Below are 18,064 nucleotides of genomic sequence, written 5' to 3'. Positions count from 1 at the left end.
TGACCCGGCTCGCGCCGTGCAGGTCACCGAAAGCGTCGTGCCGGTCGACGACCGTGGGGATGTCAGGGGCCTCGCTCCACGAGTACACGCTTCGTCCTAACGAGCGGACGCCCGCCGTGCGCCGGGGCGAAAGAGCCGAGCGCGCCAGCGAAAGACGGCGCGGACACCGCCTCGGAGGATGGATCGCGCAGGGACGGCGAAACCGCCGCCGAACGAGAAGGGCGCATGCCTCATGGCTGAGAAGAATCTGGACGGGAAAGTCGCACTGATCACGGGAGGAAGCCGCGGTATCGGCGCGGCCACCGCCCGGCGCCTCGCAGCCGCGGGAGCGAACGTCGCTCTCACCTATCGGCATTCCGACGAGCAAGCCGCCGCCGTTGTCGGGGAGTTGAAGGCGAGCGGTGTTCAGGCGGAGGCGTTCCAGGCGGACCAGGGAGTGCGGGACGAGGTGGTCCGCATGGTGGGAGAGGTCGCGGACCGCTTCGGGCGGATCGACATCCTCGTCAACAACGCGGGGATCTTCCTCGGCGGTGGCCCCATGGGGTCGCTGCCGCCCGAGGACGCGCGCCGGCTCTGGGACGTCAACGTCCACGGTACGGTGACGACGACGGTGGGGCCCTCGCGCACATGCCGGACGGCGGCCGGATCATCAGCATCGGCACCATCACCGGCCGGCGCGCCTTCGCCGCGGGGTTCGCCGACTGCAGAGCGACCAAGGCGGACCTCAGCATGTACGGCCGTTCCTGGGCCCATGAGTTGGCACCGCGCAACATCACCGTGAACACGGTGGTGTCCGCGTTCGCCGCCACCGACATGGGCATTCCGCAGGACAGCGACCTGGGCCGGACCCTGCTGTCCCTGGCACCCATGCATCGATACGCCGAGCCCGGGAAGTGGCCGCGGCCGTGGCCTTCCTGGCCGGGCCCGAGGCGTCGTACATCACGGGCAGCGACGTCGATGTGGACGGGCTGGAACGCCTGACGAACGATGCTCCGCAGCAACGCCACCAGCCTGTGCGGCTGTGCGGCTGTGCGATATCAACCGGCCATGTCACGTCGCAGCCCGCCTCACTCGCGGAGGCCGCCCCACCCACAACACACCACCTCAGCCCACACCGCACACCCCAACTACCGTCTCTTCTCACCGACAGCAGCCCCGAGATGGCTCAGAGGCGTCCTATCCGGTCCCATTCGGCTGCATTAGCGTCGCCTCCTCAACATCGATGGGGAGGTTTCGTGCGCGCTCTCGTCTATCTGGGTCCAGGCTCCGCCGAACTGCAGGACAGGCCCGCCGCACGGCTCGTGCACGATGACGACGTCGTGGTGGAGATCGTCGGTACGGGAGTCTGCGGGACGGACCGCAAGATCCTGCTCGGGCGGTTCCCGGCCCGGGCGGGCGTCGTGCTCGGACACGAGTCGGTGGGTGTGGTGCGCGAGACCGGGCCGCAGGTGCGTTCGGTCGGGGTGGGGGACCGGGTGGTGGTGAACCCGACGCTGTACTGCGGCTGGTGCGTCCCATGCCGCCGGGGAGCGACGAACTTCTGCCGTCACAAGGCCGGCACCGAGGTCGGGGTCGACCGGGACGGCACGTACGCGGAGACCGTGACCTTGCCGGAACGTTTCGTCGAACGGGTTCCGGCCGGGCTGCCCTTCCGCAGCGCGGTCCTGATCGAGCCGCTCGCCTGCGTCCTCAACAACGTCGGGGCCGCGTCCGTCACCTTCGACGACACCGTGGTGGTGCTCGGCGCGGGCCCGATCGGGATGCTGACCGCGCTGGTCGCCGCCCGCCAGGCGCGCAGGGTCACCGTGGCCGAACCGGACGGCTACCGGCTGGATCTGGCCCGTGAACACTTCCCGCACGTGGTGGACGTGGCCGGCACGGACCCGGCCGAAGCCGTGGTGAAGGCATCGGGTGGCGAGCGCCCCTCCGTCGTCTTCGACACCACGGGTACCGGTCTGGACGCGGCGCTCCGGCTGATCGACGACGGCGGCCGGGTGGTGGTGATGGGCTTCGACGACACCTACACCGTGCCGCTGCGCCCGCTCCGGCTCACCAACCGGGGCATCCATCTGATCGGCGCCGGGGACTACCGGGCCGACATCTTCCCTGTCGCCGTGGACCTGGCCGCCGAACTCGGCGCCCCACAACGGCCCGGACACGGCACCGACTCCGGTAGCGGAAGCAGTAGCGGCACCCGACGCGGCAGCGGCTCCGGCTCCGGCTCCGGCTCCGGCTCCGGCTCGATCCTGGAGCGGCTGGTGACGCACGAGTTCCCGCTCGAGCGGTACTCGGAGGCGTTCACCGCGCTCGGCGGCCTCACCCGGGGAGACGGGACCAACGGAGGCAACGGGGCCAACGGCGGTACCGGCGACAACGGCACCGGCCGGCCACCCCGCTACGACGCGCTCAAGGTCGTCATCCGCTCGCACTCCGGCCCGTTCGGCGTCGACGGCTGGCCGGTGGGCGCGTGAGCGCGCCGCGGCTCGGCTCGATCGAGTCCGGCGGGTCCAAGTTCGTCTGCCTGGTCGGCTCGGCTCCCGACCGGATCGAGGCCGAGACCCGGTTCCCGACCGGTCTGCCGGGCCCCACCCTGACTCGGGCCATCGCCTTCTTCCAGGAGACGGCCGCCAGGACCGGACCGCTGGACGCGATCGGCATCGCTTCCTTCGGACCCCTCGAACTGCGGCCGGGCCACGCCAAGTTCGGCCACCTCGCCGCCACCCCCAAACCCGGCTGGTCCGGGGTGGACGTCGCCGGTCCGTTCGCCGCCGCGCTCGGAGTGCCGGTGGGCATCGACACCGACGTCAACGGTGCGGCGCTCGGCGAGGGCCGCTGGGGCGCCGCGCAGGGTCTGGACACCTACGTCTACCTCACCGTCGGCACCGGGATCGGCGGCGGTGCGGTGATCGGCGGCAAGGTGGTCAGCGGCCTGGTCCACACGGAGATGGGCCACCTCACGGTGCCGAGGATCGCGGGCGACGACTTCCCCGGCTCCTGTCCCTTCCACGGTGACTGCTGGGAGGGGCTGGCTGGAGGCGAGGCGATGGGCGCCCGCTGGGGGACCCCGGCAGAAGAACTCACCGGGGACGCACTCCGCGCGGCGCTCCGGCTGGAGGCGGCCTACCTGGCAGCGGGGCTGCGCAACATCGTCTACACGACCGCACCCCAGCGGATCGTGATCGGCGGCGGTGTCGCGCAGTTCCCCGGGCTCCTTCCGCTGCTCCGTGCCGAACTGACCGCGGCACTGGCCGGCTACCCCGGGCTGCCCGAGCATGCGGCTGAGGACTTCGTGGTCCCGGCACAGCTCGGCCGGCTCGCCGGACCGGCGGGCGGACTGGTCCTGGCGGCCGGGGCGGCCGCCGTGCCCGGCGCTCGGCCATCGGGAGGAACGAGCGTATGAAGGCGGCCCGGGGCCGGGCAGGCTGGCCGGTGTGACGCGCCCCCATCCGGTGGGTCTCCTGGACCCGGCCACCCATGCCTGGCTGACCCGGCATGCCCTGCCCGGGGCCCTGCTGCACGAGATGGGCCCGCTGCCCGGCGGGTTCACCAACGACATGGCCCTGCTCACCGCCCACCGCCCCGACGCGGTGGGCGCGGAGCGCTACGTGTTGCGCCGCTACCGGCCCAGCGGCAGCAGGGTCCCGCGCAACACCTGTGCGGTGGAGGTCGCCGTCCTCGGCCGGGCGGCGGCCCGTGCCGTCCCGGTGACCGCGGTGGTCGCAGCCGATCCGCACGGCCGCGCCACCGGCCGGCCCACCCTGCTCTACCGGTTCGTGGACGGGACCCCGCTCAGCCAGGTGCTCGCAAACGGCCCGGCGAGCGGCGAGGCGCGGGCCCTGGGCCGGGCCGTCGGCGCGGTGCTGGCGCGGATCGGCCGGGTCAGGCTGCCCCGCCCAGGCGTCTTCGGCGACTCTTCGCTGGTGCCGGCCCCGGACGGCGCGGCCCCGCTGGGCGACCTGCCCGGTTTCGTCGACCACTGCCTGGTCACAGCGGCCTCGGACGGGCCGCCGAGCGGGACGGACCCGGCCGTGCTGAGCGGGACGGACTCGGCGGCCCTGCGCGCTCTGGCCCGCCGCGGGCCTGGGGCACTTACCGCCGTGGCGGGTGAACGGAGCCTGGTGCACGGTGACTTCAACCCGAAGAACGTCCTGGTCCAACAGCGCGCCGGGCAGTGGGCGGTGGCCGCCGTGCTCGACTGGGAGCTCGCCTTCAGCGGCTCCCCGCTCTTCGACGTCGGGAACATGCTGCGCTTCGCTCACGAGTACCCGCCTGCCTTCACCGCGGGGTTCGTCGACGGCTTCCGGGGCGGGAACGGCCGGCTGCCCGCGGACTGGCTGCGGCTCAGCCGGACACTGGACCTCTTCGCGCTCGCGGACATCCTCACCGCTCCGCCCGACCCGGCCTACTTCGCCCGCGCGCGCACAGTGCTACGGCGGTCCGTCGACGATTGACGATTGACCTGTCCGTTCGCATCGCGGAATCCTGACAATAAATGTCCGAGGAATGGCCGAGGAAATCCCTAGGAATGGCCGAGAGGCGACTCACGGCCGTCTTCTCAACATCAAGAATTCCGGCTACTCTTCCTGGGCCGAAGCCAGAGATCCTTGACCGAGGGAGAATTCCGTCGTGGAGATCGGGAGCACGGAAAATGTCCTCAAGACACTCACTCCGACCGTTCGCTGCAACGGGACCCCGCCCACGCCTTCCCTGCGTGAGGGGCCGTACTACAAGCCCGACACCCCCCTCAGGACCAGCTTCCGGAGCGATGCGGACAGGGGTGTCCCGATGCTGCTGCACGGCGCCGTGCGCACCCCTGAAGGGGAACCGATCGCCGGCACCCTGCTCGACTTCTGGCAGGTCGGGGAGGCGGGAGTCTACGACGACGACGGTTTTCGGCTGCGCGGCCACCAGTTCGCGGACGCCGAGGGGCAGTGGCTGCTGGAGACGGTGCTGCCCGCCGTGTACCCGGGGCGGACACGGCACGTGCACGTGAAGGTGCAGCCGCCCGGCGGAGCCGTACTGACCACGATGCTGTATTTCCCCGGCGAGCGCCGGAACCACCTCGACAAGTATTTCCGGCCAGAATGCCTGATGGACGTGCGGGAGACGCCCGAGGGTTGGGACGCCGAGTTCACCTTCGTCCTGGATGTATGAACTCCACCGAACTCCACCCCCCTGTAATACCGATGGGAACCGTCTATTCCACTGCCCGGAGAATATCGATGTCTTCCGGCCGTCGAGTGTCCGCGGACGGAAGTCGACAGGAGTCACATGGCCGACGTCATACGCGCCCGGAGCGGTGCCCGGAGTGACGCACGAAGCGATGTACGAAGCGATGCTCTGAACTACGCGCAGAAGCACCTGTACTACCCGGTCAGCGCGTACGAGATGGAGCACGGCGAGGGCGTCCGCCTGTATGACACCGACGGCAACGAGTACCTCGACTGCGCTTCCGGCACGTTCAATCTGAGCCTCGGCTACGGGCACCCCGAAGTGGTCAAGGCCATGCGTGACCAGGCCGAACTACTGGTGCACACCACGTCGACCTTCCAGACCGCGCCCGTCAACGAGCTCGTCCGGCGGCTGGTCGAGGTCACCCCGCCGAACCTGACCAAGGTGCACCTCAAGGTGTCGGGCGGCTCCACCGCGAACGAGGGCGCGGTCAAGATGGCGCAGCTCGCCACCGGCCGCCGCGATGTCGTCACTCTGTTCCGCAGCCACCACGGGCAGACCATGATGACGACCACCATGTCGGGCGAGTCCTTCCGCAAGGCCCCTTTCCCGCACCTGATGCCCGGCGTGCTCCAGGTCCCCGACCCGTACTGCCTGCGCTGCTTCTACCGTCAGGCGGGCCCCGACAGCTGCGGCATGCTCTGCGTCGAGCGCATCAACGACTTCCTCGACCACGCCAGTTCCGGCAGCGTCGCCTGCGTGGTCGTCGAACCGATCTCCGGCAGCGGCGGAAACATCGTGCCCCCCGACGGCTACCTGCCCGCGCTGCGCGCCCTGTGCGACGAGCGGGGCATCGTCCTCGTCTTCGACGAGATCCAGACCGGCATAGGCCGGATCGGCCGGATGTTCGCCGCCGAGCACTACGGGGTCCGGCCCGACATCCTGACCACCGCCAAGGGCCTGGGCGGCTCCGGCGCCCAGGTCGCGGCCATCGTCGCCGACGAGCGGATGTCCGGGCTCAGCAGCGACCACCACTCCTTCACCTACGGAGGCAACGTCCTCGCCGCCGCCGCCGCGGCCACCACCCTCGACGTGATCGGGCGCCCCGGATTCCTGGAGAACGTCCGAGAGGTCGGCGCCCACGTCATGGACCGGCTGCGCGCGCTGGCCGCCGTGCACCCCGCCGTCGTGGACGTGCGCGGCCTCGGCCTGATGATCGGGATCGAGATCGGCGACGACGAGGGCCGCCCGCACAGCGAACGGGCCCAGGCCCTGGCCCGGCTCGGCATGGACCACGGCCTGATCCTCCGCACCTCCCGCTACGGCCGGGGCAACGTCATCAAGATCCGCCCACCGCTGATCCTCACCCGCACCGAGGCCGATCTGCTCTGCGACCGGCTCGAAGCCCTCTTCGCCACGGAGGCCGCCGCATGACCAGCCCCGAGCACGGCAGCACCCCGGAGGCCGCGGCCATGCGGCAGTATGTGACCGGCCTCGCCGGAGCCGTCCGCGAGGCCGTACTGGCCGCCCAGCACCGGGACGGCAGCCGCCTGGTCCGGGGCCACTCGCCGGGCGGGGACGCCCAGTTCGGCCTCGACGAGGTCGCGGAGGCGGCCACCTGGAAGTACGTCGCCGACCACGACCTGCCCGTCGCCGTCTACTCCGAGGACCGGGGCCTGCAGTACCACGGCACGGACCCGGCCCACCTGCTGGTCGTCGACCCCATCGACGGCACCCGTCCTGCCGTCGCCGGCCTGGAGTCGGCCACCGTCTCCGTCGCCGTCGCCCGCATGTCGCGGCGCCCGCGCATCGCCGACGTCGAGCACGCGATGCTGCTGGAGCTGGGCACGGGCGCCTACCTCTACGGGGACCTGGCGACACCCGGCATCACCGCGCACGGCTACGACCATCCCGTCCCGGCCCTGACCCGCACCACCGACCCCGCGCGGATGTTCTGGTCGCTGGAGTTCAACGGCCACCCGGCCCGGCTGATGACCGAGGCGTACGGCCACCTCATCGACCTCTCGGCGAACACCGGCGGGGTCTTCGTCTTCAACAGCGCGACGTGGTCCATCTCCCGGCTGCTCACCGGCCAGCTCGACGCCTACGTGGACATCGGCAACCGGCTGCTGCGGGACGATCCGGAGCTGCTGCCCGAGTTCGAACGCGTCGGCAACGGCCGGGTCCTGCACCTGTTCCCGTACGACATCGCGGCGGCCGTCTTCCTCGCCGAGCGGGCCGGGGCGGTCATCACCGACGGCTACGGACAGCCGCTCGGCGACACCGTCCTGACCGACCTGAGCATCACCAACCAGCAGTCCTGCGTGGCCGCGTCCACCCCCGAACTCCACCGGGCCCTGCTGTCGTCCGTCCGATGGAAGGAGTGACGTCCTTGCGCCCCCTGAACACCCCGCCCACCCCAGAGGTCGCCGCACCAGCGGACGACACCGAGTTCCGGACCCTGCTCGGCCGACTGTCCGACAAGGCCACCGCGGACTACTACAACCCCTTCACCACCTTCGACTGGCCGGCCGCGATCCCCACCGACGAACTGTGGATGTCCCCCGAACTGCTCTCCTGCCACGGCACCGAGCTGATGGACGAACTGAGCCCCGCCCAGCTCCGGGCCCTGAGCCGGTGGGAGAGCGTCAACTTCTACAGCCTCAACGTGCACGGCATCCGCGAACTGCTCATCGAGGTCACCCGGCGCGTCCACACGCCTGGCTTCGAACTCCCCTCCGAGTTCTTCCATCACTTCATCGGTGAGGAGAACGACCACATGTGGTTCTTCGCCACCTTCTGCCTCAAGTACGCCGGCAAGATCTACCCCGACAAGTCGGTCAGGCTGCCCGAGGCCCCACGCGACCCGCACGTCGAGAACTTCCTGGTCTTCGCCCGGATCCTGGTCTTCGAGCAGATCGTGGACCACTACAACGTCCAGCTGGCCGCCGACCGCCGCCTGCACCCGACCGTCCGGCACATCAACCGGCTGCACCACCAGGACGAATCCCGCCACATAGCCTTCGGCTGCCGCCTGGTGCACCTGCTGTGGGAACGGCTCCTCGACCGCGGCCTGGAAGAGGCGGCCCGGCACGAACTGCGCAGCTACCTCGGCCGCTACCTCACCACCAGCATCGAGTCCTTCTACAACCCGGCCGTCTACCGCGACGCGGGAATCCCGGACGGCTTCGCGCTGCGCCGGCGGCTGCTCACCCACCCCGCCCGGCAGGCCGCCCACGCCAAGGTCCTGCACAAGACAACCGGCTTCCTCAACCGGATCGGGGTGTTCGATGCCCGTCGCTGAGCCCGCGGCCACGAGAGAGACCGGGACCTCCTGGTCGGTCCGGGACGGACTGGCCACCCTCGACGAACCCGCGGTCCTGCTGAAGGACGCGCTGGACGCGGTGTTCACCCGCTGGGGCACCGAGGCCGGAGCCCGGCAGCAGCTCTACCCACCGCTGCTACGGGCCGAAGAGCTGCGGGACCTCGACTACTTCCGCAACTTCCCGCACCTGGGCAACCCGGTCACCCGCATCCGGCCCGACCGGCTGACCACCCACGCCGCGGCCCCGCCCGAAGGCACCGCACTGCCCGCGGCCGACCTGGCCGACGCCACCCACCTGCTGCCGTCCGCAGCCTGCTACGGCTGCTTCCTGCACCTCTCCGGCACCAGCACCGACACCCCCGTCCTGATCACCACCGTCGCGCAGTGCTTCCGCAACGAGGACCACCACGACGGGCTGCGCCGGCTGTGGGGGTTCACCATGCGGGAGATCGTGTGCGTCGGCTCCGCCGAAGCCGTACGGGCCCACCTCGACCGGCACCAGGAGCGGATCGCCGCCTTCGGCACGGCCCTCGGCCTCACCCTGGACCGGCATCCCGCGACCGACCCGTTCTTCGAGAAGGACGGCTCCCGCACCGTCATGCAGATGCTCGCCCCGGTCAAGGAGGAGTACCTGCACATCGACGGCACCGCCGTCGCCTCCACCAACAACCACCGCAACTTCTTCGGCGAGCGCCGAGCCATCCATCACGCGGGCCGCCCGGCCTTCACCGGCTGCGTCGCCTTCGGCCTGGAACGATGGGTGCACGCCCTGGATGACCTCTTCGAAGGGGACCTGGCCGCCGCGCACCGCGCGGTACGGCGGACAGCGGAGCGCTCGTGACCCGGCTCGCCGCGCGGCTCGGCCTCGTACTGCCGCTGCTGCAAGCCGGGATGGGCGCCGTCGCCGGGCCCGGGCTGTGCGCCGCGGTGTCCCGGGCCGGAGCGGGCGGCACCCTCGCGCTGTACAAGGAACCACCCGCGCGGGCCGCCCGGCTGGTCCGTGAGGTGGCGGCCGCCACCGGCCGCCCGTTCGGGGTGAACGTGGTCCCCGAGGTCACCGGCCCGGCCGCCTGCCTGGACCAGCTCCGGGCCGTCCTGCCCGAACTGCCCCGAGGCGCCTTCGTCACCTCCTTCGGGCTGCCCGAGGCCGACACGGCCCGCGCCGTCCAGGCCGCAGGGCACCCACTGGTGGTCCAGGTCGGCACCCTCGCGGACGCCGGCACGGCCCTCGGACTGGGCGCGGCCGTCCTGGTCCTCCAGGGCACCGAAGCCGGCGGCCACCTGCTCGGTCGGCTGCCCGTCGACCTTCTGCTGACCGCCGTACGGGCCCGCTACCCGCACGCGGTAGTGGCCGTGGCGGGCGGGATCGCCACCGGACAGGACCTCGCGGACGCCGTGGCCCGAGGCGCGGACGGGGCCATGGCCGGAACCCTGTTCGTCCCGGCCGCGGAATCCACCGCCCACCCGCAGTTCAAACGGCGGGTGGTCGAGGCCGTGGCCGACGACACCCTCATCACCTCCCTGTTCGACATCGGCTGGCCGCACCGCCCGCATCGCGTCCTGCGCAATCCCCTCACCACCACCGCAAGACGCGCCCCGGCCACCTTCATAGCCACCGCCCGAGTGGACGGGCGGACGTACCCGGTACCGCGCTACAGCGCGGCGGCTCCGGGCGAGGGCACCACCGGCCGCATCGAGGAGATGGCCATGTACTGCGGCCTGTCCTGCACCCATGTCACCGCCAGGCACCCGGCCGCCGTCACCGTCGCCCGGCTCAGCCGGGAGTACGAGAGCGCCCGCAGCCCCCGCACCGCCTCCCCCGGCCTTGCGGACGCCACCACCGCGCGTACGAGCGGCTCCCACGAGCCGGACCGGATCCAGGAGAGGTGACCGTGGACGATGCGATCAAGCCGGTCGTGGACTGGCTGCGCGAACGCAACCCGACCGTCGAGGAGATACCGGAGGACCTCGACCTGATCGAGAACCGGCTGATCGACTCGCTCGGCTTCATCGAGTTCGTCCTGCTGCTGGAGGACCTGATCGGGCGTGAACTGCAGCTCGACCAGATCGACGTGGACCAGTTCCGCACTCTTCGCTCCCTCACGCGCCACTTCCTGAGGGGGTGATACGTCCATGGAGCAGGACCCGCCGCTGCCCGGCCCCGGCCGTGTCACCTCCCTGCACCTCGCCGCGCAGACCGGCGAGCCCACCTTCCGCGTCGCCCAGGCCCGCGCGGTGGCGGGCCACGGCCTGGCAGGGGACCGCAACTACTGGACGGGCGAGGGTCCCCGGCCCCGGCGCCGGGGAACCGGCCGGGCGTCCGGGGTCTGCGACGTCACCCTCATCGAGACCGAGGCCCTCGAAGCCCTGGCCCGCGAACACGGCATCACGCTCACCTCCGCCGAATGCCGCCGCAACGTCGTCTGCCGCGACATCCGGCTCAACCCGCTGGTGGACCAGGAGTTCCAGATCGGCGCGGTGATCCTGCGCGGTCTCAAGCTCAGCGAACCCTGCGCCCGCCTCGAGCAACTGGTCCGCCCCGGCCTGATCCGCGGCCTGCTGCACCGCGGCGGGCTGCGGGCCGAGGTGCTCCGCGGCGGGACGATCCGGGTGGGAGACCGGATCCTCCCGCTGCCGCACCGCGCGCGGCCGCTCCGCGTTCCGGCCGCCCCTCCCTGAGACCGCACAGCCGGCCATGGCGGAGCCCACTGACCAGCGCACCTCCGGCCGAGAGCAGGCCGTAAGCATCCATGCCCGCAGGTCCGGACGGTTCGCCGCACGGATGACGAACCGTCCGGCCGTGGCCCTGCAGACAGGAAGACAGCATGGCGATCGAAAGCGCCGCCCCCGGGCGTGAGAGCGGCACAGCAGTGGAGTTCGGCGCGGACGCTCCCTCGGCCAAGGCCGTAGAGCGCGCGGCGGGGGCGGCCGAGGAACTCGGCGCGGCCGGGGCGGCCGTCTCCGTCCGCCTGCTGGAGTGGGGCTTCGCCCTCCGCCTCGACCAGCGGGCCGCCGACCGCCTCGCGGACCTCGACAGCGCCGGACTCGTCAGCGGCTTCCGCCACCTGGTGGCGGAAGTGCTCGCCGGATCCCTGCCCGCGGATGTCGCCGGAGCCGTCGACGCGGCGCTGACCGGCCGCGCCGAGCAGATCCGGTCGGCCGCCCGGGGCGCCGGATGCGAGCTGCTCTCACCCTGGTCCGCACCCACTCTCCTCGCCCCCATGGCCCTCGACGCGCCACCACGCGAGACCGGCCTGTGGTTCAGCGTGTTCGCACCGGGCGTGGGCTGGGGAACCGACGCACAGTTCACCGCCCGCTACGCCTCCGAAACCCCGGCCCTGGCCGTCTTCCGCGATGACCTGTACTGCGTCCACCAGGGCCGGGGCGACAATCCCGACCTGTGGTGGGCGGTGCACCGCGCGGACGGCAGCTGGTCCGAGGACCGGTCGTTTCCCGCCCACCACACCCTGGGCAGCCCGGCACTGGCCGTGTTCCGGGACCGGCTGTACTGCGCGCACCGCGGCGGCTCGGGTGACTGGGGCATCGCGCTGACCTCCTGTGACAGTGACAGCGGTACCTGGACGCCGGACCGGCCGGTCCCGCACGCAGAGAGCGTCTACGGCCCGGCGCTGGCCGTCTTCCGCGACGCGCTGCACCTCGCGTACGCCGACGCCGCCCAACGGATCATGGTCACCACCAGTGTGGACGGCCGCGGCTGGACAGCCCCCGAACCTGTCCCCGGCTGCGCCACCACGAGGTCCCCGGCGCTCGCCGTGTACGACGGCGCCCTCCACCTGCTGCACGGCAACCCCAAGGACGGGGCCATCCACTGGAGCCGGCTGCGCGACACCGGCTGGACCTCCGAGGGCGCGCTGCCGGGGCACCGTACCCGGAGCAACATCGGCCTCGCCGTCTTCGACGGCAAGCTGGTGTGCGTCCACCGCGGCCCCGCGCGCCAGCAGCTGTGGTGGTCCGCGTTCGACGGCGCCGGGTGGAGCGCAGACACCGAGATGCCGGGGCACAGCAGCAAGTACGGTCCGGCACTGGCCGTGTACCGGGACCCGGCCGGCACCCGCGAGCAACTCCTGTGCGTCCACCGGGGTCACGCCCAGCGCTTCGTCACCGCGGCAGGGGAGGTACTGACCGACGAGGACCCGGCGGGGCTGCACGAACTCGACGATCCGGGCACCGCTGCCGACTGAGACCGACCGTCACGCCGACCGGGGCAAGGTCGTGGCACACGCCGCAACGCCGGCCGCGAGGCTGAACGCGGCGCGCGGGACCAGGCGTTCGGCCCCTCTCCGCTTGCCACGGAGGCTCGCACTAACACGCTGGAGACTGGCAGGGCCCGTTCACACCTGGACGGAGTCACGCCAGATCGAGGAGCCCCTTGTACGAGCCGCCGTGGCCCCCGCCTTCGTCGAGCAAGTTGATCTCCAGCGTCCAGTGGGCCTGCCAGCCGTCCTCGTCCGTACGGCGCAGGGGCTGGTCGTTGGACGGGGCGATGTACGCGTCGGCCTGTGCGCCCGGGGCATTCGGTGCCGTTCCCACCAGGTGGCCCGCGTGCCGTCCCGCGAGGGCCCAGCCCGCCTCGGTGGTCAGCGTCCGGATCTCGGCGTGCAGTTGCGCGCCGGTCAGGGTGCGGTTCGCGTGGAACGCCTCGCGACCGGCGGCGAATATCCTCGGCAGGTCCTCGGTGAGGCGGCGTCCGTTCGGGGCCTGGCCGATGACGACGGTGCGGACGAAGCTCGATCCGTAGCCGGACAGGAGCGGGCTGAGGTCGACGACCACGATGTCGACCTCGGCGATGATCCGGTCCTGCGGCTGCTCCTGTCCGCCGCGCAGGACGGTGTGCGCGTGCGGCGGCCCCGACCGCACGGCTCGCCAGGGACCGCACGTGCCCCAGCCCGGCGCTTCCCGGGCCAGGTCGCCGATGCGTTCGCTCACGTCGCGTTCGCTGCGGCCGGGAGCGATCAGGCGCCGGGCGGTGACCTCGGCGAACAGGGCCTGCGCCATGCGCTGCCCCTCCACAAGCCCCAGGGCGCGCAGCCGTTCGTCCATGCGGTCGGGTGCTGCCATGGTGCCGTTCCTCTTCCGTTCGAACACCCGGGGCGGTTCTCTGCAAGCGCCCGGGTTCTTTTCAAGGGCCCGGATTCCGGTCAAGCGCCCGGAACCGGGTTGTGCCGGTCGAGGGCGAGCCAGACGCGGTCGCGGGTGACCGGCATCTCGGTGAACCGGATGCCGGTGGCGTCGCGCAGCGCGTTGGCGAAGGCGGGGGACACCGGGTTGAAGGGGCTCTCGCTCATCGACTTGGCGCCGAGCGGGCCGGTCGCGTCGGCGGTCTCCATGAAGTGGACCTCGGTGCGCGGCATATCGGCGAACTGCGGGAGGCGGTAACGGCGGAAGGCGGCCGTGGTGACCTCTCCGCGTTCGTCGATGCGCACCGTCTCGAAGAGTGTCGCGCCGAGCGCCTGGGCGACTCCGCCCTCGACCTGGCCGCGGCACTGCAACGGGTTCATGACCTTGCCGGCGTCGGCGGCATGGACGCTGCGCAGGATGCGGATCTCGCCGGTGTCCGGGTCGACGGCGAGGCGGAACCACTGGGCGTTGAAGGCGACGGAGCGGGGCGAGCCGCCCCAGTGGCCGTCGGCGGCCGTCTCGTCCAGCGCGCCCCGTGCCTCGGCCGCCTCGTACAGCTCCTTCAGCGTCACGACATGGCCGGCGCAGTCGACGGCCTCCTGTCCGAGCACGCACAGATGGCGGGCCGCCCCCGTGTAGAGAGCGGCGAAGCTCCGCAGCCGTTCGGCCAGTGAACTGGCCGCGATCAGCACCGCCTTGCCGGCCACGACGGTGCCGGCCGAGCCGAAGGCGCCGGTGTCATGGCGTACGACGTCCGTGTCGGACTGGCGGATGGCGAGCCGGTCGACGGTCGTGTTCAGGGCGCCCGCGGTGATCTGCTTGTGGACGGTGGTGGTGCCGTTGCCGAACTCCGCCGTACCGACGGCGATGTCGTACGTCCCGTCGGCCAGCAGGGACACGCGGGCGTCGGCGTAGTGGCCGCCGGGCGGGGCCGTCGCGATCATCGCCATGGCTGTGCCCTGCCCGACCAGCCAGCCCTCGGGGGCGCGTTCGCCGCTGTCGTCCTCGGCGATCGCCTTGCGTACGACCTCCAGGCACTGGTCGAGCCCGTACGAGGCGATGAACAGGTCCTCGTCGTGGCCGATCGGGGTGACCATGTGGTCGCCGGGGCCGATGATGTTCTTCTCGCGGAAGACCAGCGGGTCCATGCCGAGGCGGTGGGCCAGTTCGTCCATCACCGACTCGACGGCGAAGGTGGTCTGGCCGAGGCCGTAGCCGCGGAAGGCGCCCGCCGGGACGACGTTGGTGTAGACGGCGAAGGCGTCGACCTTCTTGTGCGGGGCGCGGTAGACGGCGAAGGACTCGCCGACGCTGTGGAACATGACGCCAGGACCGTGATTGCCGTACGCGCCGGTGTTGGACACGACCCGCATCTGGATCGCCGTGAGAGTGCCGTCGGCGCGGGCACCGGCCTTGATCCCGATGGTGAAGGGGTGGCGGGTGCTCGCTCCGTAGAACTGCTCGGCCCGGGTGAACTCCAGCTTCACCGGCCGCCGCAGCTTCAGCGCCGCCAGCGCCACGATGTCCTCGGCGAACATCTCCTGCTTGCCGCCGAAGCCGCCGCCCACCCGGCCCGCGACGACCCGGACCTCGTCCTCGGGCAGCCCGTACAGCGCGCACAGGGCGCGGCGCGTCAGGAACGGCGTCTGGGTGGAGGAGCGGACGGTGAGGCGCTCCCCCGTGCCGTCCTCCTTGGGCTCGAAGTACGCGACACAGCCGTGGGTCTCCAGGCTGGCGTGCTGCACCCGCTGCGTACGGAAGGTCTCCTCGTACACGACGTCCGCCTCGGCGAAGCCGTCCTCGACGGAGCCGATCTCGCCGTGCACCTCCCCCGCGACGTTGTTCTCCACGCGGGCGATGCGCACCTCGGGGCCCTTGCCCTCGTGGATGACGGGGGCGCCGGGGCGCATGGCCTCCTCGGGGTCGATGACGTACGGGAGTTGCTCGTATACCACCTCGATCCGCCGGCAGCCCTCCTCGGCGGCCTGCTCGCTGTCGGCGACGACGGCGGCGACGCGCTGGCCGATGTGCCGGACGACGCTGTCCAGGACGAGGGTGTCGTCGGGGTCCTCGTGGGGGTGCTCGTGGCGGGCCGAGGAGTAGAGGGTGCCGGGGGCGTCCTCGTGGGTGAGGACGGCGTGCACGCCGGGCACGCGCAGGGCGTCCGCGGTGTCGATGGAGACGATGCGGGCGTGCGGGTGCGGGGAGCGCAGCAGCTTCATGTGGAGGAGGCCGGGCACCTCGACGTCGAAGGTGTAGCGGGCGGTGCCGGTCACGACCTGGGGGCCCGCGGGCGCGCCGAGACTCTTGCCGACCGCCTGGCCCGCGCAGGGCCGTTCGGTGTGCTTGACGCCCCGTACCGCGTCCTCGATGGCGCGATAGCCGGTGCACCGGCAGATGTTGCCCTTCAAGGCGCGGGGCAGATCGTCCAGCTTGCCGTCGTCGTGCGCGGTGCCCCGCTCGGCTTCGAGGGCCGCCGTCGTCATCAGGAACCCGGCGGTGCAGAAGCCGCACTGGAACCCCTGGGCGTCGAGGAACTTCCTCTGTACGGGGTGGAGTTCGCCCCCCGGTGAGGCGAGGCCCTCGACGGTGGTGACGCTGCGGCCCTCTGCCCGCATCGCCGGATACAGGCAGCTGTGGACCGGTTCCCCGTCCACATGGACGGTGCAGGCACCGCAGTCGCCCGCGTCGCAGCCCTTCTTCACCCCGAACCAGCCGCGTTCGCGCAGATACGTACGCAGACACTGGCCGGCCCGTGGTGCGGTGTCGAAATGCTGGTCGTTGACCTCGATCTCGAAGCTCATCGGGCACCGTCCTGGGAGAGCCGGGTCAGTTCGTGGCGGACTTCCTCGGCGAGGCGGAACCCCATGTGCCGCCGCCACTCGGGCAGTCCGTGGATGTCGTCGAACCAGTCGTCCTCGCCGACGGACGCCTCGATGGCCCACCGGAGTTCACCCTTGTCCGGCGGCAGCGGGAACCAGAGGCGGAACGGCCGTACGGTCGCCGCGCTGATCGTCACCGCCATCGACCCGTCCACGGGATCGAGCGTCCCGATGACCAGCGCCCCCGAGCGGCCGAGCCCGTACAGCGACGCCTGGCGGTAGGCCGTACGGCAGGCGAGTGCGCGCGCGGGCAGCGTGACCGAGCGGAGCAGCTCGCCCTCGCCGAGGTCCTTGCGCCCCGCGCCGGTGATGAAGTCGGCGACCTTCACGGCCCGCCTCACCCCTGCCTGCGACCGGAGCAGGCACGTGCCGTCGAGCGCGGCCGTCAGCGAGATCATGGGTCCGGCGGGCAGTCCGTTGCACAGGTTCCCGCCCACGGTCGCCATGTTCCAGATCTTGAACGAGGCCAGAAAGGCACGGCAGCACTGCTCGAACAGGGGCGCCGCCCGAACGGCGAACTTTCTTGCGAAGCGGGAGAGTTGGGCGATGGTGCACGTCGCCGCGATCTCCAGCGAGCCGTCGTCGCCGAGGGTGAGCGGCTCCCATCCCATGCGGCTCAGATCCACCAGTCGCCGCACATGAAGCTGCGGCTCGGAGAACAGGTACGTGCCGCCGCCGAGCCATGCGTCGCCCGGTTTCCAGGGCTCACGCAGCCGCGCGTCACGCATTTCCTTCACCGTGTTCAGGTCCATGTCTCCTACGCCCCTCACCTACTGCCTCACAGCCAGTGAAGCCGGGAGCAGGGCCGGAAACGACTGGTGCACCACACGGAAAACCGCACCCCGACGCCGCGGGCATTGGTTGAACGACCAAGCAGCTTCGGCCCCCGGCGCACCGGGATCGCGGACCGGATCTGTCCGAGAGGGGTGTCAGGGTGGCTCCCAAGACGCAGAATCACTCCGGTGCGGACCCCTCGTCCGCCACCTGCCCCTCCCATCCCTCCCACCTCTCCTCTCCTGCCCCTCCTGTCTCCCCACGCGACCCGCCACGAACGGAGCACCCCGTGAGCCGCCACATCCAGATCACCTTCGACGCCCACGACCCGCGCGCGCTGTCGTCCTTCTGGCGCGACGCACTGGGCTACGTCCACCCCGGCCCACCCGGCGTCGACGTGCCCGAGGGCGCCGACCCGCTGGCCGCGTGGGACGACTTCCTCGAGCGGATCGGAGTGCCGAAGGAACAGCGCAACACGAGGTCGGCCATCGAGGATCCGGACGGGCACGGCCCGCGGCTGTTCTTCCAGGAGGTGCCGGAGGACAAGGCCGGCAAGAACCGCGTCCACGTCGACGTCCGTGCGGCTCCCGGACTGGAGGGAGCGGAGCGCATGGCGGCGCTCGAGGCCGAGTGCGCCCGGCTCGTCGCGCTGGGCGCCGCACGCGTACAGCGCCACGAGCCCGCTCCCCCGCTGAGCGCGGGCTTCATCGTGATGACCGACCCGGAGGGGAACGAGTTCTGCCTGGACTGAAGCGGTGCGGGCGGTCCGCGG

Annotated in this window: 17 protein-coding genes and 1 pseudogene; 15 read left to right on the top strand and 3 right to left on the bottom strand. The window is 71.6% G+C overall.

The genetic code is table 11. The features are described 5' to 3' along the window. Positions 1–178 precede the first annotated feature (178 nt). The 14 genes and pseudogenes from ACIPWY_RS00980 to ACIPWY_RS00915 all read left to right on the top strand — a co-directional run. A pseudogene (locus tag ACIPWY_RS00980) lies at positions 179–601 on the top strand (SDR family NAD(P)-dependent oxidoreductase); the annotation flags it as partial. A gap of 26 nt (positions 602–627) precedes the next feature. Next, positions 628–981 carry an SDR family oxidoreductase gene (locus ACIPWY_RS00975; RefSeq protein WP_401531991.1) on the top strand — a complete coding sequence of 118 codons (354 nt, stop codon included), beginning with the start codon at positions 628–630 and terminating at the stop codon, positions 979–981. A 254-nt stretch (positions 982–1,235) separates the two neighbouring features. Next, positions 1,236–2,471 carry a zinc-binding dehydrogenase gene (locus ACIPWY_RS00970; protein ID WP_401531990.1) on the top strand — a complete coding sequence of 412 codons (1,236 nt, stop codon included), beginning with the start codon at positions 1,236–1,238 and terminating at the stop codon, positions 2,469–2,471. Continuing rightward, positions 2,468–3,400, top strand: coding sequence for an ROK family protein (locus ACIPWY_RS00965; protein ID WP_393700079.1), 933 nt, complete (start codon positions 2,468–2,470; stop codon positions 3,398–3,400). The genes ACIPWY_RS00970 and ACIPWY_RS00965 overlap by 4 nt, the downstream gene beginning before the upstream one ends. A 31-nt stretch (positions 3,401–3,431) precedes the next feature. Further along, positions 3,432–4,451: a phosphotransferase gene (locus ACIPWY_RS00960; protein ID WP_401531989.1), complete on the top strand. Its 1,020-nt coding sequence runs from the start codon at positions 3,432–3,434 to the stop codon at positions 4,449–4,451. 175 nt (positions 4,452–4,626) lie between these two features. Then, complete coding sequence (locus ACIPWY_RS00955) at positions 4,627–5,154, top strand: hypothetical protein (RefSeq protein WP_393700083.1); 528 nt, start codon at positions 4,627–4,629, stop codon at positions 5,152–5,154. 117 nt (positions 5,155–5,271) lie between these two features. Continuing rightward, complete coding sequence (locus tag ACIPWY_RS00950) at positions 5,272–6,606, top strand: aspartate aminotransferase family protein (RefSeq protein ID WP_393700085.1); 1,335 nt, start codon at positions 5,272–5,274, stop codon at positions 6,604–6,606. Beyond that, on the top strand, positions 6,603–7,559 hold the full coding sequence (locus ACIPWY_RS00945; RefSeq protein ID WP_393700087.1) for an inositol monophosphatase family protein: 957 nt from the start codon (positions 6,603–6,605) through the stop codon (positions 7,557–7,559). The genes ACIPWY_RS00950 and ACIPWY_RS00945 overlap by 4 nt, the downstream gene beginning before the upstream one ends. Before the next feature lie 5 nt (positions 7,560–7,564). Next, positions 7,565–8,476, top strand: coding sequence for a diiron oxygenase (locus ACIPWY_RS00940; protein WP_393700089.1), 912 nt, complete (start codon positions 7,565–7,567; stop codon positions 8,474–8,476). Then, the gene (locus tag ACIPWY_RS00935; protein WP_393700091.1) at positions 8,463–9,338 is read left to right on the top strand and encodes a hypothetical protein; all 876 of its coding nucleotides are present in this window, start codon (positions 8,463–8,465) and stop codon (positions 9,336–9,338) included. Before ACIPWY_RS00940 ends, ACIPWY_RS00935 begins: the two co-directional genes overlap by 14 nt. Further along, positions 9,335–10,387 (top strand): NAD(P)H-dependent flavin oxidoreductase, encoded by a 1,053-nt coding sequence (locus tag ACIPWY_RS00930; RefSeq protein ID WP_393700093.1) that lies wholly within the window; start codon positions 9,335–9,337, stop codon positions 10,385–10,387. The genes ACIPWY_RS00935 and ACIPWY_RS00930 overlap by 4 nt, the downstream gene beginning before the upstream one ends. 2 nt (positions 10,388–10,389) lie before the next feature. Next, complete coding sequence (locus ACIPWY_RS00925; protein WP_393700095.1) at positions 10,390–10,623, top strand: acyl carrier protein; 234 nt, start codon at positions 10,390–10,392, stop codon at positions 10,621–10,623. 7 nt (positions 10,624–10,630) lie between these two features. After that, a complete protein-coding gene (locus tag ACIPWY_RS00920) occupies positions 10,631–11,176 on the top strand; it encodes an MOSC domain-containing protein (protein WP_393700097.1) in 546 nt (181 codons plus the stop codon). Between the two features lie 146 nt (positions 11,177–11,322). Further along, positions 11,323–12,699 (top strand): hypothetical protein, encoded by a 1,377-nt coding sequence (locus ACIPWY_RS00915; protein WP_393700099.1) that lies wholly within the window; start codon positions 11,323–11,325, stop codon positions 12,697–12,699. A 166-nt stretch (positions 12,700–12,865) separates the two neighbouring features. On the opposite strand, the gene ACIPWY_RS00910 is transcribed toward ACIPWY_RS00915, so the two are convergent. The 3 genes from ACIPWY_RS00910 to ACIPWY_RS00900 form a co-directional block, all read right to left on the bottom strand. Further along, positions 12,866–13,576, bottom strand: a complete 711-nt coding sequence (locus ACIPWY_RS00910; RefSeq protein ID WP_362898946.1) for a M24 family metallopeptidase — start codon at positions 13,574–13,576, stop codon at positions 12,866–12,868. 80 nt (positions 13,577–13,656) lie between these two features. Further along, positions 13,657–16,440 (bottom strand): molybdopterin-dependent oxidoreductase, encoded by a 2,784-nt coding sequence (locus ACIPWY_RS00905; protein WP_362898948.1) that lies wholly within the window; start codon positions 16,438–16,440, stop codon positions 13,657–13,659. Next, positions 16,437–17,270, bottom strand: a complete 834-nt coding sequence (locus ACIPWY_RS00900) for an FAD binding domain-containing protein (RefSeq protein WP_393700102.1) — start codon at positions 17,268–17,270, stop codon at positions 16,437–16,439. The genes ACIPWY_RS00905 and ACIPWY_RS00900 overlap by 4 nt, the downstream gene beginning before the upstream one ends. A 311-nt stretch (positions 17,271–17,581) precedes the next feature. On the opposite strand from ACIPWY_RS00900, the gene ACIPWY_RS00895 reads away from it, so the two are divergent. Then, entirely contained in the window at positions 17,582–18,043 is a 462-nt protein-coding gene (locus ACIPWY_RS00895; protein ID WP_393700104.1) for a VOC family protein, read from the top strand. Positions 18,044–18,064: the final 21 nt, after the last annotated feature.

The organism is Streptomyces sp. NPDC090032 (assembly GCF_044748025.1).
Taxonomy (GTDB): domain Bacteria; phylum Actinomycetota; class Actinomycetes; order Streptomycetales; family Streptomycetaceae; genus Streptomyces.
This window is presented reverse-complemented; position numbering and strand designations above follow the sequence as displayed.